11 protein-coding genes are annotated in these 14,236 nt (G+C 62.6%); 8 read left to right on the forward strand and 3 right to left on the reverse strand.

Going from position 1 to position 14,236, the window contains the following annotated elements; translation table 11 throughout:
- Nucleotides 1-97: 97 nt before the first annotated feature.
- Entirely contained in the window at nt 98-2,827 is a 2,730-nt protein-coding gene (locus tag ABZ728_RS20195) for an Ig-like domain-containing protein (RefSeq protein WP_366658157.1), read from the reverse strand.
- Nucleotides 2,828-3,288: 461 nt separating this feature from the next.
- On the opposite strand from ABZ728_RS20195, the gene ABZ728_RS20200 reads away from it, so the two are divergent.
- From ABZ728_RS20200 to ABZ728_RS20225, 6 genes are all read left to right on the forward strand, one after another.
- Nucleotides 3,289-4,812 carry an amidase gene (locus ABZ728_RS20200; RefSeq protein ID WP_366658158.1) on the forward strand — a complete coding sequence of 508 codons (1,524 nt, stop codon included), beginning with the start codon at nt 3,289-3,291 and terminating at the stop codon, nt 4,810-4,812.
- On the forward strand, nt 4,799-5,599 hold the full coding sequence (locus ABZ728_RS20205; RefSeq protein ID WP_366658159.1) for an ABC transporter ATP-binding protein: 801 nt from the start codon (nt 4,799-4,801) through the stop codon (nt 5,597-5,599). The genes ABZ728_RS20200 and ABZ728_RS20205 overlap by 14 nt, the downstream gene beginning before the upstream one ends.
- Complete coding sequence (locus tag ABZ728_RS20210; RefSeq protein WP_366658160.1) at nt 5,596-6,300, forward strand: ABC transporter ATP-binding protein; 705 nt, start codon at nt 5,596-5,598, stop codon at nt 6,298-6,300. Before ABZ728_RS20205 ends, ABZ728_RS20210 begins: the two co-directional genes overlap by 4 nt.
- Nucleotides 6,301-6,473: 173 nt before the next feature.
- A complete protein-coding gene (locus ABZ728_RS20215) occupies nt 6,474-7,709 on the forward strand; it encodes an ABC transporter substrate-binding protein (protein ID WP_366658161.1) in 1,236 nt (411 codons plus the stop codon).
- Between the two features lie 96 nt (nt 7,710-7,805).
- Nucleotides 7,806-8,672, forward strand: a complete 867-nt coding sequence (locus ABZ728_RS20220) for a branched-chain amino acid ABC transporter permease (protein WP_366658162.1) — start codon at nt 7,806-7,808, stop codon at nt 8,670-8,672.
- Nucleotides 8,673-9,677 (forward strand): branched-chain amino acid ABC transporter permease, encoded by a 1,005-nt coding sequence (locus ABZ728_RS20225; RefSeq protein WP_366658163.1) that lies wholly within the window; start codon nt 8,673-8,675, stop codon nt 9,675-9,677.
- Between the two features lie 27 nt (nt 9,678-9,704).
- Here ABZ728_RS20225 and ABZ728_RS20230 read toward each other — a convergent pair whose 3' ends face one another.
- A complete protein-coding gene (locus tag ABZ728_RS20230; RefSeq protein ID WP_366658164.1) occupies nt 9,705-10,328 on the reverse strand; it encodes an exopolysaccharide biosynthesis protein in 624 nt (207 codons plus the stop codon).
- 73 nt (nt 10,329-10,401) lie between these two features.
- Nucleotides 10,402-11,106, reverse strand: a complete 705-nt coding sequence (locus ABZ728_RS20235; protein WP_366658165.1) for a cyclic nucleotide-binding domain-containing protein — start codon at nt 11,104-11,106, stop codon at nt 10,402-10,404.
- Nucleotides 11,107-11,424: 318 nt separating this feature from the next.
- Between ABZ728_RS20235 and ABZ728_RS20240 the strand changes: the two genes are divergently transcribed.
- Both ABZ728_RS20240 and ABZ728_RS20245 read left to right on the forward strand, forming a co-directional pair.
- Nucleotides 11,425-12,837 (forward strand): nitrate/nitrite transporter, encoded by a 1,413-nt coding sequence (locus tag ABZ728_RS20240; protein WP_366658234.1) that lies wholly within the window; start codon nt 11,425-11,427, stop codon nt 12,835-12,837.
- Entirely contained in the window at nt 12,834-14,219 is a 1,386-nt protein-coding gene (locus ABZ728_RS20245) for a NarK family nitrate/nitrite MFS transporter (protein WP_366658166.1), read from the forward strand. Before ABZ728_RS20240 ends, ABZ728_RS20245 begins: the two co-directional genes overlap by 4 nt.
- Nucleotides 14,220-14,236: the final 17 nt, after the last annotated feature.

Consider the following 14,236-nt stretch of genomic DNA (forward strand, 5'->3'; position numbering starts at 1 on the left):
GCGCGCCTGGGCGTAGCCGTCCACTGTGTCATGGCGGCGTGGTCCCGCGATAGTGGCGTGACTGACGCCCGGACCACGCCGCCATTATTCCGGCCGATCAACGATAGTAGTTCCTCGGCACATCGGTTGTCGTCAAGACATCGTTGCCGCGTCGGATGACGACATCATGGGCATTGGCGTCGTCGGCGATGCGAACAGAGAATTGCGCCCACCAGAACGGTTCGTCGACATTGAGCCCGGCTTCGGCGAGCCGGTCTCTCGCGGCCTGATTCTCCACCAGCGGCGGCTCGGGCCGGAAGTGCGAGACGGCGATCACTGTTCCGGCGGAATCGCGCAACTCGGCTGTATAATCGCCGCTGTCATCCGGGTTCTCGTCGGTGGCGTCGTGGTCAAGCCAATGGGTGCTTTCGATCACGGCGCCGGATCCGTCCGGATGAAGGGCGCCGCTGATCATCAGGCTGGACGTCTCCGCCGGGCCGGATTCTGCATAGGCAGTGCTGAACAAGGAAGGCCAGGCCGGCGGTGCGCGGTCGATGCCGCCGGATTCAATGACCGTCCCAGTGCCCGCAAAAGCATTCAGCAAATGGTCATAGTGATCATCGAGTATAAAGACCCGATCCAACGGCCTGATTGCCGGAAACATGACGGGAAACAGCTGACCGTGTTCCTGATTGCCGTCCGTGGAAGACTTGTTCCAGCCTTCAAGGCCGTCCCGTCTGATGCGGAATCCTTCGATTCCATCAAATTCGCCCATCTCGTCGCGCGGCGTGATTTCGCTCATATGACCCGGATAATGATGGAGTCCATAGACATGGGTCAATTCATGAACGAGGCCATGAGCCAGCGCCTCGCGCTCGATTGCCACCGCCGGTGACATGTTGGCGTCGAGCGGCATCCGCACGACCCTGCGGTCGAATCCGCTATCGGCGTCCTCTGGGCGAACCTGAACACCGCTGACGGCCAGTCCGTGATCCAGGAAGTTCAAGGGGTGAAAGGCCACCAGAACGTCGTTGGGTCCGATCTGGCCGGCAAAATGCCGACCGAGCCGCAGCAGCATGCGGCGAACGATGGCGTCCGGACCGATCGACCATTCGCTGTCCTCGATGTCGGAGAACGCCTGTTGAATCGCATCCGTGACGCCCTCGGCATCGTCCAGCAGGGTCGATACCGTGTCGCCCGGTGTGTAAGGGCCGAGCGGACTGGCCGCCGTGCCGAGAACGGGAAAGACCTGGGTCGTGAAATCGCTCGCGTCGTTCAGGATCCCGTTCAGACGGCCGAGATCCGTCATGTCGAGACTGTCGCTCCACGTTCCGACTTTCAATGTTACCCAGTGCAGCGTCAGCGGATCCTGCGGCGTTCCTTGCCACATCGGTGCTTCGCGGTTGAAGTCCCAGCTAAGGTCGGGCCGGGGCGCCGGATAGACGTCATGGGGCGTCAGCTCCATCGCCAGATCGACGGCGCCGTCGCCGCCCGGTTGCCAGCCATAGTAGTTCAGCGTCGTCCGCGCCATGCGCCGATGCTGCTCGGTGGCGACCTCGTCCGGGTGCCGGACGCGAAGAACCGTATCGTCCTGGATGTCGTGCCATTCGCCGAATTGATCCTGCACCCGGCGATGAGCCGGCATCAGATCGACCTCGGCGGGAAAGGCGTCAACCTGCCATCCCGGTTCGATGTGTTCGTGCAAAGTCCAATTGACCGACATCCGGGTCATTGTTCGCTTTCCGGGCACGAGCGGCGCGTTCCGGGTGGTCTGATAGACGTCGAGGCTGAACCGGTCGTTTTCATCGGCCTGAGTGCCCAGATCCACGACCGTGAAGAAATCCCACCAATGATCGGCTTCGAGAACGGCGCCGTCCACACCTTCGACCCCGTCAGCGCCGCCTTCGATCGTCGCCCGGTAACGAACCCCCGGATCAAGTTGTTCGTCCGGCCGAAAAGTGAATGTCGTCCCGCCGCCGGTGACGGTGCCGGCGATAGATATGCGCTGGCCGCCGGGCGCACGGGTTTCCAGCGTGAATGCGTCGGACATGGTTTCGGCGACGACCGGTTCGCTGAATTCAACCGTGATCGGCGGCGTGTCGAAATCCACGTTTTCCCGTTCCATGGACGGTTGCGTTTCAACGACGGTCAATGGATCGTCCCGCAACGGCGGATCGACGGCGGGCGTCAGTTCGACGTGGTAGAAAAAATCGACGTCCTGGGCCGGGGCACTGTCCCGGACCAGGCCGACCATCCGTTCCGTAGATGTCATGATCAGGTTGATATCGGTAATCGCGCCCGGAAGGCCGGAAGCCCGGCCGATCAGCCTTGGCAGGTCCCTGGGCGCGCAGCCCGACTGCGCTTCGATGCCGGACAGTGTGAAGGGCGGGTCGATGCGCACACCGTCATCGGTTTCAACGGATTTGAGCCGGGGCAGGGGATCGTCGGATTCGGCGAATTCGAACGCCACCGTCATGCTGGCGGGTCCCGGAATCGGACGCCAACCAGGCGGCTCCGGCGACGGCTCTGCTCCGGCGGCAGGCCGACCGCTCAGCCCCGACGAGCCCGATCGGCTCATGATGAAACCGCCATCCTCGCGTGGTTCCGGTTCGGCGACGATGGGGCGTGGGCCGATCAGGGCATATCCGTTCAGGTAGCGGACATACCATGCCCCATGATCGATCGAGACGATCCCGTCGAGCAGTGCGTCGAGAGCTTCGGGGTCGTCTGGCATGCCGCAAAGCCGCGTCTCCTGCGCACTCGCCGGGGTTCCGGCGACAGTAATCGCCGCAAATGCCGCCGACACTGCGACCGTGCCCGCATAGACACCAATTCGTGCCGCGATCATAGTGTGGCCACCGATGCCTGTTGCCGGGTCCGCCTCATGACATTTGCCTCCTCTCTTAGCGTCACTTCTGCTTGCACTCATGATTCTACAGGCCCAGTTCGATTGCCGCAATGCTCGGGAGAAGCACCCGATTACAGAATGCCCGCGACCGGGCCCGAGGCGCCCGCAATATAGACCGGGCAATCCGATTCACGAGCCCGAAGCCTCCGCAGGGAATCATGGCGCAAGCTGCTGGGTGGACGCGGGGCACTGCCTTGCATCTGAACGCTGACATTCGCCACGATCTCAGCCGCCCCGCCTGAATCCATGCCAGTATCTGTACATACAAGGCTATGGAGACCGACACGCTTCAAAGCTTGTTTCCACATTGATTCTGAATAATAATAAAATGAAACGGATGAGTGGTGAGGGCCTCCGGGCATCGACTTTCGCGATTCGGACTCCGCAACATTGAGGTCTTCGTGGCTCACAAGGAACTCGTCGCCGGTCTTGAAGCCATCTTGACGACCGCCGACCGCGTCGGTTTCGACGACCCAACGATACCGGCCTTCGCGCCGCACACCGTCAAAGCGGCGCCGCAATTCGCATCGGACGCTCCGCTCCATAACACGTCGATCCGATCCGCGATCTTGCCGATCGCCGGGGCCTACCGGTCCGGTCGATCCGCGCCGGGCACCGTTGTCCACACCGCGCTTTCGGCAGCCGAGGGGTCGGATAACGCGTTTTTGCGGCTGACCCCGGCGGAAGCCCGGACGGCGGCGGCGGCGTCCGACGCCCGGTTTTCAGACAACGCGCCAGTCGGATTGCTCGACGGTATCCCGATTGCGGTAAAGGACGTCATCGACATCGCCGGCCATCCCACAACCGGGGGCAGCGCCCTTTTCAAGGATCGCGTGGCAGCGACGGACGGCGAATGCGTGGCGCGATTGAAGCAGGCCGGCGCCGCGATCATCGGCAAGACGGTCCTGCATGAATGGGCCTATGGCGTTACTTCGGACAATCCCGCTCATGGCCGCGTTGGCAACCCCCGCGCCCGGGGACGAATTCCCGGCGGCTCCAGCGGCGGGTCAGCAGCAGCCGTGGCGGCCGGAATTGTGCCGGCGGCGCTCGGATCAGATACCGGCGGATCGGTCAGGATTCCCGCATGCTGTTGCGGAATCGTCGGATTCAAACCGAGCTACGATCTGATCTCCCGGCAGGGCGGTGTTCCGCAGGCCTGGAGCCTCGATCACATCGGACCGCTAACAGAGACGGTTGCCGATGCCTGGCTGATGACGGCGGCGGCCTCCGGATCTCAGGCCCTCATGGACCGATTCACAGACTCCTTTGCATCCGGCCCGACGGGCGCTCTGAACGGGATGGCACTCGGCATCCCGTCCAATTGGGAACGGGGCGTATCCGACGAGGTGGCCGAGGCTGTGGGAACGGCCATAGGCATACTCACCGACGCCGGCGCCCGCATCAGCACCTTCGACTACCCGGATACCGACGTCGCCCGCGCCGCCTGGCTCATGATCATAATTTCGGAATCGGCCGCTTATCATCGCGAGCACATGAAAAAGCATCCCGAGGCCATTTCCGACGATGTGCGGGTATTTCTGCAGGCAGGAGGAGAAGCACGCGCCGTCGACTATCTCCGCGCTCAGCAATTCCGCCGGGCCTGGTGCCGCGAAGTCGCCGACGCGATGGGTGGCTTCGACGCCGTTATCTCGCCCACGTTGCCTGATGTTCCGCCTGAAATCGGGCAGGAAATTCTTACCCTTCGTTCAGGGCCGACGCCCGTGCGGGATGCGATGGTCACCTTTCAGTGGCCGGCAAACCTGCTGGGGGCGCCATCACTGTCGCTTCCGCTGGGCACTCGCCACGCGCTCCCGACCGGACTGATGGTGACGGGCCGGTATGGATGCGACGGCGACCTGCTGCATCTCGCGGCACGGATCGAAAACTGCCTCACGCTTGCGGATGGTACGAATGACGGTTTCTGAAAGTCCCGCCGGAGATGCTGACGATGCACTGCTGGAGACGAGAGGGCTTACGAAGTCGTTCGGCGGCGTGACGGCCGTCGCCGACGTGGATCTGATGGTTCGGCGCGGGCAGCTCAACGCTGTCGTCGGGCCCAACGGCGCCGGAAAGACAACGCTTTTCCATCTCCTTACCGGAACCATGCCGGCCACAGCCGGACATGTGATCTTCGAGGGTGAAGACATCACACGCACGGGCCTGAGTGCCCGTGTCAAACTCGGGATCGCGCGTTCCTACCAGAAGACGAACATTTTCCCGCGGCTTTCAGTCCGACAGAACATCCTGGCGGCCGCCTATCGAGCCAAGGGCGTGGGTTGGACGTCGATGTTCGGACGGCGAAAGGAAGTCGAGGCGGCCGAAGCTCTGGCGGATCGGATACTCGGTGAGCTTGATCTGGCCGATCAGGCGCACAAGGAAGCGCAGACCCTTCCCTATGGGGCGCAACGCCTGATCGATATCGGCATCGCGCTCGCGTGCGAGCCAAGCCTGCTGCTGCTGGACGAACCGACGAGTGGCCTGTCGTCAGGCGAATTACAGAAGACGATCGCCTTCATCAGTGACCTGAAATCCCGCTACTCCATTCTCCTGATCGAACACAATATGGACCTCGTTCTGGAATTCGCCGACGGCATTACCGTGCTCAACTTCGGCCATGTGATCGCAAGGGGAAATGCCGCTGAAATTTCGGCGGATGAGGGAGTTCAGGAAGCGTATTTCGGACGAAGTGTCAGCCCTGAAGGTGTCGCATGACCGGCCTTACCCTGTCCGGCGTCCATGCCTATTACGGCAAGAGCCACATCCTTCACGGCATCGACCTTACGCTGGATCCGGGCGAGGTCGTGGCCCTGCTCGGGCGCAACGGCGCCGGCAAGACGACCACTATTCGAACCATCGCCGGATTGCTGCCCACCGCCGAAGGGCAGATTACCTTCGATGGCCGCGTTATTACGAATCTGCGGGCGGATACGATCGCGCGATCGGGCCTGATAACCGTGCCCGAAACGCGGGATATCTTCGCGACCCTGACTGTTCGCGACAACCTGATGCTGGCGGCCCGCAGGACCAGCGCGGGTGCCGGCGCCATGGAACGCGTCCTGGATACATTTCCGATCATCAGGCCACTGCTGAAACGGCTCGGCGGTCATCTCAGCGGTGGCGAACAGCAGATGGTGGCGATCGCCCGGGCCCTCCTGGCCGAACCCAAGGTCGTCATGCTCGACGAACCATCTCAGGGTCTGGCGCCGGTCATGGTCGATCTGGTTACCGATGTACTCACGACGCTGAAAAAGGAGAATATGTCGATGCTGCTCGTCGAGCAGAAGCTCGATGTGGCGATGGCGCTATGTGATCGCATCTACGTGCTCGATACCGGCCGCATCGCACACACCTGCTCGCGCAGCGAACTGGCCGATGCCCCGCAACTGGCGCAGCGGCATCTTGGCATTGGGTAAGATCAATCATGGAATTACCAGAGAGACACCGGATCGCCGCAGCCATGGTCGTGCTGAATGACGGCGGCGGGTCGGATGGGTTGGAGGCATGCCCCGAAAGTGCCTGCTCACGCGTTATCGGCGGCACCGCACCGTATTGCCGTCGGATGGCCGAATAATTCAAGGAGGCTCAAATGACAGCCAGAAATGGCGTTTCAGGACGTTGCGTTTCCAGACGGGGCGTAATGAAAGGGATGGGCGCCGCAGGCCTGGCGGCAGGCGCCCTCGGCACCTTCAGTCCGTCACGGCTTCTTGCCGGCGAAGGGCCGGTTACGATCCTTGGAATCATTCCGCAGACCGGTCCCTATGCGGCCGACGGGGAACAGATCATGCGCGGCCAGCAGATGGCGGTCGAGTCATTCGGCGGCGAAATCCTGGGCCGGCCCATCAATTACATCATCCGGGACACCGGCAACGATTCCGGCATCGCCACCCGCCGGGTTGCGGAGGCGATCGAGAGCGAGAATGTCGTCGGCATTGTCGGCCCCTGGGCGGACGACGTCGCCCAGGCAGTGGCCGACGTGGCCCGGCGCGAAAAAGTCATTCACTACTGGAGCGGCGGGCCGGTGGAATGCCATCGCTACTGGTTCCAGTGGGCGCCGCCTTACTATACCGGCGTCAAGGGTTCCATGGACTACGCCATGCAGAAGAACCCCGACGGCAAACGCTGGTACATGCTCACCTCCGACTACGCTTTCGGCTGGACGATGGAGGAACTCGAAAAGAGGATCGGGGCCGACCACGATATCGAATGGGTCGGCGAATCCCGTCACGTGCTGGGCGAGCGTGAATTCTCCCGGTACATGGGTGAAATCATGGCCGCCAGTCCCGACGTTCTCGTGCTCAACAACTTCGGCCTCGATACCGCCCAGGCGATCCGCGAGGCCGTATCCTTCGGTCTTGGCCAATCCACCCAGATCCTGGTGCCCTGGGGCAGCGGAATCGAAGATTATCTGCGCCAGGACCCGTCGATCACCGAGGGCATCATCATCGGCAGCGCCTTCTATTTCACGGCGGAACCGGCGCGCGAGTTCTCCGATGCGTTCATCGATCTGCACGGTGCACCTCCGGGATATCCGGCAGGCAGTGGTTTTGCCGCCCTGGAAATCCTCCTGAAGGGTATCGAGCGCGCCGGCAGTTCCGATCCGGCCGAGGTCGTGCAGGCCCTGGAAGGCTGGGAATTCGACAGTGTCGTCGGGCCGACCCGCATCGATGCCGACACTCACCAGACCATTCGGCCCTTCTTCGTTACCGAGGGGAAAGCACCGGGCGACATGGAAGACGAGTTCGACGTGGCACGGGTCGTGAGTACGTCGAGCGAAATGCCGCCCGCCGAAGAACTGGGATGCGAGGATATCGGCGAACTCTGATCGCCTGAGCACGGTTGCGGCGGCGCCGACGATGGCGCCGTCGCAACCCGGTTGGCGCTGGATTTCCCCGGATAACTCTTCAGGAAGCGGTCAGCGATGGAATTGTACCTGATCAAGTCTCTCAACGGATTGACCACCGGCGCCCTCTACGCCATGACCGCATTCGGACTGACTTTCATCCTGGGAATGCTGAACATTCCCAATTTTGCCCATGGTGCGCTTTTTGCCCTCGGGGCCTATTTCGGCTTCACGGTGCTGGGTGTGACGGGGTCGTTCTGGCTGGCACTCATCCTGGCGCCGCTGCTTATGGGGCTGGTTGGCGCCGCCCTTGAGCGGGGCCTCGCCCAACGTCTCTACGGCGACAATCCGGAAAACGAAACATACGTCCTGCTGGCTCTGTTCGCCATTGCCGTCATCATGCAGGAAGTCATCATCCTGATATGGGGCGCCTCCGGTCAAAGCGCCCTTCCCCCGCCGAGCCTCCTGGGCGCCGTTGATCTCGGGCCGATCTTTTTTCCGAAGTACAGGCTTTTCATCCTTGGCGTTGCGATCGTGGTGATCGCCTCGTGCTGGCTTCTGATCGAGCGCACCTATTACGGCGCCCTGATCAAAGCGGCGATCGACAAGCGCGAAATGGTCATGCTGCTCGGCTACGATATCCGCATTCTCTTCGCCGTCAGCTTTGCCATCGGTACGATGCTCGCCGCCCTGGCGGGGGTCCTCAGCCTTCCGATCCGGGGCGTCCACCCCTTTATCGGCATGGACATTCTGGCCCTTTCCTTTGTCATCGTGGTCGTCGGCGGGCTCGGCAACCTCTATGGCGCCATTTTCGCCGGCATCCTGATCGGCCTGGTCCAGGAATTCGCGACCCTCATCCATCCACTGGCGCCCTGGATAAGCATCTATGGCGTGATGATGCTTGTGCTCCTGATCCGGCCGACCGGCCTTTTCGGGACCCGTTGAATGTCTGAGGAAAAGGTGCAGCCGATGGGCGACGGTACGCAGGAAGAATCAGGGCGGGACGGTTCACGCCTCTACGTGGTGCTGGGCACGCTGGCCGTGCTCGCCGGCGTGGTCCTGCTTCCGCAGATCATTTCGATGTCTCTGGCCATCGACATCGTCATCCTTGCCATTGCCGCGACGGCCTTCAACCTGATGCTGGGTTACACCGGCCTTTTATCATTCGGCCAATCGGCCTTCTTTGCCATCGGGGGGTTCGCGGCGGGCAACGTACTGCTGCACCTCGGCGCCTCCGCCGTGCCGGCGATCCTGACCGGCGCACTTGGCGGCGCCATCGGATCGGCGCTGGTCGGGCTGCTGACCCTGCGGCTGCGGAACGTCTATTTCATCCTCATGACCCTGGCCTTCGCGCAGCTCGTCTACTTCGTCTCGCTGTCATGGCGTGAAGTTACGGGCGGATCGTCGGGCCTGCGCGGATTCAACCGCCCGGACCTCGATCTCGGCGTGATGACGATCCCGCTGGACAGCACGATCGCCGTCTACGTCCTTGTCGTCGTCATATTCCTTTTGTGTCTGGGAATCTTCTATCGCCTGGTGACCTCACCTGTCGGCCTTGTCCTGCGCGGCATCCGGGACAATCAGGAGCGTGTGGAGGCTATCGGCTATTCCGTGGGCCACTACAAGCTGCTGTGTTTTTCCGTGGCGGGCGCCATGACCGGCGTTGCCGGCGCGCTCTACGCCATTCAGTGGCAGATCGTGCCCATTAGTATTGCGAGCATGAACCAGTCCGCTGCCATCGTATTCATGTCGATCCTCGGCGGCGTGGGCCATCCGCTCGGTCCCGTGCTGGGGGCAGTCATCTATACCTGGCTGGCCGACGTCATCTCGATCTACTGGGCCCGCTGGCCGATTCTGTTCGGCCTGTTCATCATCGTCATCGTCCTCTTCCTGCGTGGGGGGATGACCGAAGGCATAAGACGGCTTTTTTCACTGGTCCGGGGACGTTAACCATCCACCACAAGATGGGATCCAACACTAGAACAGCCCGACGACAAGGCCGGCAGCGCCGGCGATGATCGCGAGCCCGAAGATCGCGATCAGGCCGTCGGCCGTGACGATCGCCAGGGCAAACAGCGAAACGGCTGCACCCAGAATCGTCGACGACATCGGCACCAGTTCCAGAAACGGCATCGCCAGCCCGCATAACATGCAGATCGACTGCGGCACCCAGGACAACGGCGGCCGGACCAGCCACGACAAGCGTTGACGCGTCAGACGGTCGACGAAACCCGCCGGCCTGTCGAGCACCGAAAGCGCCTTGTCGAGGCGCTCCCGGGCGACGCGACGCTGCATGATCCAGCCCGGCAGCCACACATGGTCGCGGCCGAACACCATCTGCACCGCGATCAGGGCAATGCTCAGCCCGATGATGGACGACAGGCCCGGAATCGCACTCAGCGGCGTCACCACGACCAGCGCCGGCACCAACAGCAGCGGCCCGAACGACCGCCGCCCCAACGCCTCGACCACATCGCGCACGCTGGGTTCTCCATCGCCGCCGGCCCGCCGGACACGGTCGAGAATTTCACCGAGCGTGTGCTGGGCAAGCGGCTTGCCGACCACCGGGAGCCGTTGGGCCTGGTTTCCCGAGGCGTTCATTGCCGGTTACCGATCCCCGGCCGCCAGAAGTCGCCCACCTTCCGAAACTCCGTCATCCTCGTCGTTCTCCGTATCACTCGGAATCCAGCAACCTGTCGAGAGCGAATGCGTCGCGGAACAGGTCTGGATCTTCAATGCTGACCGTCTGTCCGCTGATGGTCACCCCGTATTGCTTGAGGGTTCCGAAGGCACGGGACAGGTTCTCCGGCGTCATCCCCAGCCGCCCCGCAAGGGTGCGTTTATCGTACGGAAGCTGGAACCGCTTCTTTACCCCTTCGGTTTCCGACAACAGCAATAGATAGGACCCCGTTCGCTGAACGGAAGTCCGCAGCTTGAGATTCTTGACCTGCCGAACCATGACGCGGAACTGACGGGCAAGGGCCAGCATCATCGCGACGGCGAGATCGTTGTCTTCATGGATGATCTGGCGCAGGACGTCCGACGGCACCATCAGGATGCGCGACCGCGCCAGAACGCGTGCACCCATCAGATAGGGCATGCCCGTGACCGCGGCAGCGAGAATGAAGGTATCGACCGGCTCGACGACTTCCATGGTCGAGGTGCGATTGTCGTCGCCGGTATGAGCGAACAGCGCGACCGATCCTTCGATGAGCACATGCAGGAAATCGGGATTGTCACCCTGACCAAACAGAACCGTGTGCCGGGGAAAGGTCTGAAGAAATCCGGCATCGGTCAGACGCTTCAGCCGGTCCGGTCCGACATTCTCGAACATGGACAGCGCCACGATTGCTTCGAATTCGTGATCCGCTATCGGCATTTCTCACCCCCCCTCGGTCATGGCTGCGAGTCGGTACCATATCGAGTTATCAGTCTGCCACACCGACATCAATTGATAATTATCAATTCAACACATGACTGAAGTCATTTTCAAGAACTAACAGAATCAAAGTGAAGTTGATCTGGCGGTCTCTTGATACCTCTTTTGATCTGGATCAATTCCCACTCCGGATACTCCTGTGATCGTCTCTCGGCATGTCGGTCGCGGCTATTGATTTCACCGTGATCGATCCATGGCAGCGCCGCCGAATAGCGGTGTCTGGCGCCAGATTTGAGACCGGGACAGGAGTCGGTGGCGATGAATACCCTGGAGGGTGTGACTCCAACACAGCAGCAGAAGACCCTGACCCTCAGCACCGTCGGGTTCACGATCTGCTTTGCGGTCTGGACCATATTTTCGATCATCGGCATTCAGATCCAACAGGAACTGGGGCTGAACGAGACGCAGTTCGCGCTGCTGGTCAGCCTTCCCATTCTGACCGGCTCCCTGAGCCGGCTGGGCCTGGGCATGCTGGCGGACCGTTTCGGCGGCCGGCCGGTCATGACGCTGGTCATGCTGGCCGCCGCGCTGGCCACCGGGCTGCTGACGGTGGCCGGCAGCTACGGCGCCTATCTGGCCGCCGCCCTTGGGGTCGGCCTGGCCGGCGGGGCATTTTCGGTCGGCGTGGCCTATCTGTCACGCTGGTACCCGAGAGATCGCCAGGGCACCGCGCTCGGCATCTTCGGTCTGGGCAATGTCGGCGCTGCCGTCACCAAGTTCATCGCTCCCTTCGTCATGGTCGCCTGGGGCTGGACCGCCGTTGCCCAGATCTGGGCCGTGGTTCTGGCTGCCATGGCGGTGACGTTCTGGCTGACCGCCGATGACGACCCGGTCATCAGGCACCGCCGGGCGACGGGCGAGAAACCGCCCTCGGCCGGGATGCAGCTCAGCCCACTCGTGAAGCTGCAGGTCTGGAGGTTCGCGATCTATTACTTCTTCGTATTCGGCGCTTTCGTTGCCCTGGCGCTGTGGCTGCCGCGCTATTACGTCGAGGTCTACGGCCTCGATATCCGGCTCGCCGGAACCCTGGCGGCGACGTTCTCGCTCGCCGCGTCCGTCTTCCGCGCCTATGGCGGCTATCTGTCGGACAAGTACGGTGCGCGCCGGATCATGTACTGGACCTTCGGCGTCGCCCTGGTCTGCACGTTCCTGCTGTCCTATCCACCAACGGACTATGCCGTTCACGGCGTCGACGGCCCGATCGAGTTCAGCCTGGCCATGGGGTTGGTGCCGTTCACCGTCATTCTGTTCGCGCTGGGCTTTGCCATGTCGCTGGGCAAGGCGGCCGTCTTCAAGCACATCCCCGTCTACTACCCGGACAATGTCGGTTCGGTCGGCGGCATTGTCGGCCTGGTCGGCGGCCTCGGCGGCTTCGTCCTGCCCATGGTGTTCGGCGTGGTCAACGACATCACCGGCATCTGGACCAGCAGTTTCATGATCCTGTTTCTGCTCGCCGGCACCGCTCTTACCTGGATGCATCTGGCGATCCTGCGCATGGAAAGGGCCTCGGCGCCGCAACTGGCCGGGCTGCCTCAACTGCCCGAGTTCCAGGGCATGCGCGAGGACCGGCGCGCCGGCACCGTCGGCCCCGGCCCCGGAACCAAATCGACCGCCGACCACCATTCCGACCACGATACCGGCACGCGCCCGGCCACAGGAGCCACGACATGACCGCCACCCAATCCCTGTCGGCCGACGGACGCGTGATCCGGCACTGGGCCCCGGAAGACGACTCATTCTGGGAGCGCGAGGGACGCCGGGTCGCCCGGCGCAATCTGTGGATATCCATCCCTGCCCTGTTCCTGGCCTTTGCCGTCTGGATGATCTGGAGCGTGGTGGCAGCATTCATGCCGGCCGCCGGTTTCGATTTCACCACCGGCCAGCTCTTCTGGCTGGCGGCGTTGCCGGGCCTGTCGGGCGCCACCTTTCGGGTCTTCTATTCCTTCATGGTGCCGATCTTCGGTGGCCGCAAATGGACGACGATATCGACCGCGTCACTGCTGATACCGGCGCTGGGGATCGGGTTCGCGCTGCAGAACCCCGATACGCCCTACTGGATTTTCCTGATCCTGTCGCTGGCGTGCGGGTTCGGCGGCGGCAACTTTGCCTCGTCCATGGCCAATATCAGCTTTTTCTTTCCCAAGCGGGAAAAGGGCAACGCGCTGGCCCTGAACGCCGGTCTTGGCAATCTGGGCGTCAGCGGTCTGCAATTCGCCGCACCCCTGGTCATCACGGCCGCGGTATTCGGCGCGATCGGTGGCCCGCCGGCGGTAGATAGCGGCGATTCAACGATCTGGTTGCAGAACGCGGCCTTTATCTGGGTGCCGTTCATCGTGCTGTCGTCGATTGCCGCCTGGTTCGGCATGAACGATCTGGCCAGCGCCAAAGCCTCGTTCGCCGATCAGGCCGCCATTTTCCGCCGCAAGCACAACTGGGTTATGTGCTGGCTCTATGTCGGCACCTTCGGCTCGTTCATCGGCTATTCCGCTGCGCTGCCGCTGCTCGCCCGCACCCAGTTTCCCGACGTGGAATCGCTGCAGATCGCCTTTATCGGCCCCCTGCTCGGCGCCCTGACGCGCGCCGGCAGCGGCTGGATCGCCGACCGGTTCGGCGGCGGCCGGGTGACCCTGTGGGTATTCGTCGGCATGGCGCTGGGCGTCGTCGGCGTCATCTTCTTCGTCAATGCCGGCATGTTCTGGGGCTTCTTCCTGACCTTCCTGGTGCTGTTCTCGCTGACGGGCGTCGGCAACGCGTCCACCTTCCAGATGATCCCGGTCATCTTCCTGACCGAGCGGACGCGGGCGATGGCCGGCACCGCCACCGACGCCGACGAAATTCGCCGCACCGCCGATCGAGAGTCCGCGGCGACAATCGGTTTCACCTCGGCCATCGCCGCCTATGGCGCCTTCTTCATTCCGCAGGGCTTCGGCACATCACTGGCGCTGACCGGATCACCCGAAGCCGCGCTGATCGCCTTTCTGGCCTTCTATGCGACCTGCATCGCCGTGACCTGGTGGTTCTACACACGCAAAAACGCGGAGATCCCATGCTGAGCCGTCATCCGCGACCG

Origin of the sequence: Fodinicurvata sp. EGI_FJ10296, from assembly GCF_040712075.1 — a bacterium.
In the GTDB taxonomy this organism is placed as follows: domain Bacteria; phylum Pseudomonadota; class Alphaproteobacteria; order DSM-16000; family Inquilinaceae; genus JBFCVL01.

Excerpts from the sequence above, each read along its gene's own strand:
- ABZ728_RS20195 (WP_366658157.1), bottom strand. The coding sequence starts at position 2,827 with ATGATCGCGGCACGAATTGGTGTCTATGCGGGCACGGTCGCAGTGTCG.
- ABZ728_RS20205 (WP_366658159.1), top strand. The coding sequence starts at position 4,799 with ATGACGGTTTCTGAAAGTCCCGCCGGAGATGCTGACGATGCACTGCTG.
- ABZ728_RS20210 (WP_366658160.1), top strand. The coding sequence starts at position 5,596 with ATGACCGGCCTTACCCTGTCCGGCGTCCATGCCTATTACGGCAAGAGC.
- ABZ728_RS20215 (WP_366658161.1), top strand. The coding sequence starts at position 6,474 with ATGACAGCCAGAAATGGCGTTTCAGGACGTTGCGTTTCCAGACGGGGC.
- ABZ728_RS20220 (WP_366658162.1), top strand. The coding sequence starts at position 7,806 with ATGGAATTGTACCTGATCAAGTCTCTCAACGGATTGACCACCGGCGCC.
- ABZ728_RS20225 (WP_366658163.1), top strand. The coding sequence starts at position 8,673 with ATGTCTGAGGAAAAGGTGCAGCCGATGGGCGACGGTACGCAGGAAGAA.
- ABZ728_RS20230 (WP_366658164.1), bottom strand. The coding sequence starts at position 10,328 with ATGAACGCCTCGGGAAACCAGGCCCAACGGCTCCCGGTGGTCGGCAAG.
- ABZ728_RS20235 (WP_366658165.1), bottom strand. The coding sequence starts at position 11,106 with ATGCCGATAGCGGATCACGAATTCGAAGCAATCGTGGCGCTGTCCATG.
- ABZ728_RS20240 (WP_366658234.1), top strand. The coding sequence starts at position 11,425 with ATGAATACCCTGGAGGGTGTGACTCCAACACAGCAGCAGAAGACCCTG.
- ABZ728_RS20245 (WP_366658166.1), top strand. The coding sequence starts at position 12,834 with ATGACCGCCACCCAATCCCTGTCGGCCGACGGACGCGTGATCCGGCAC.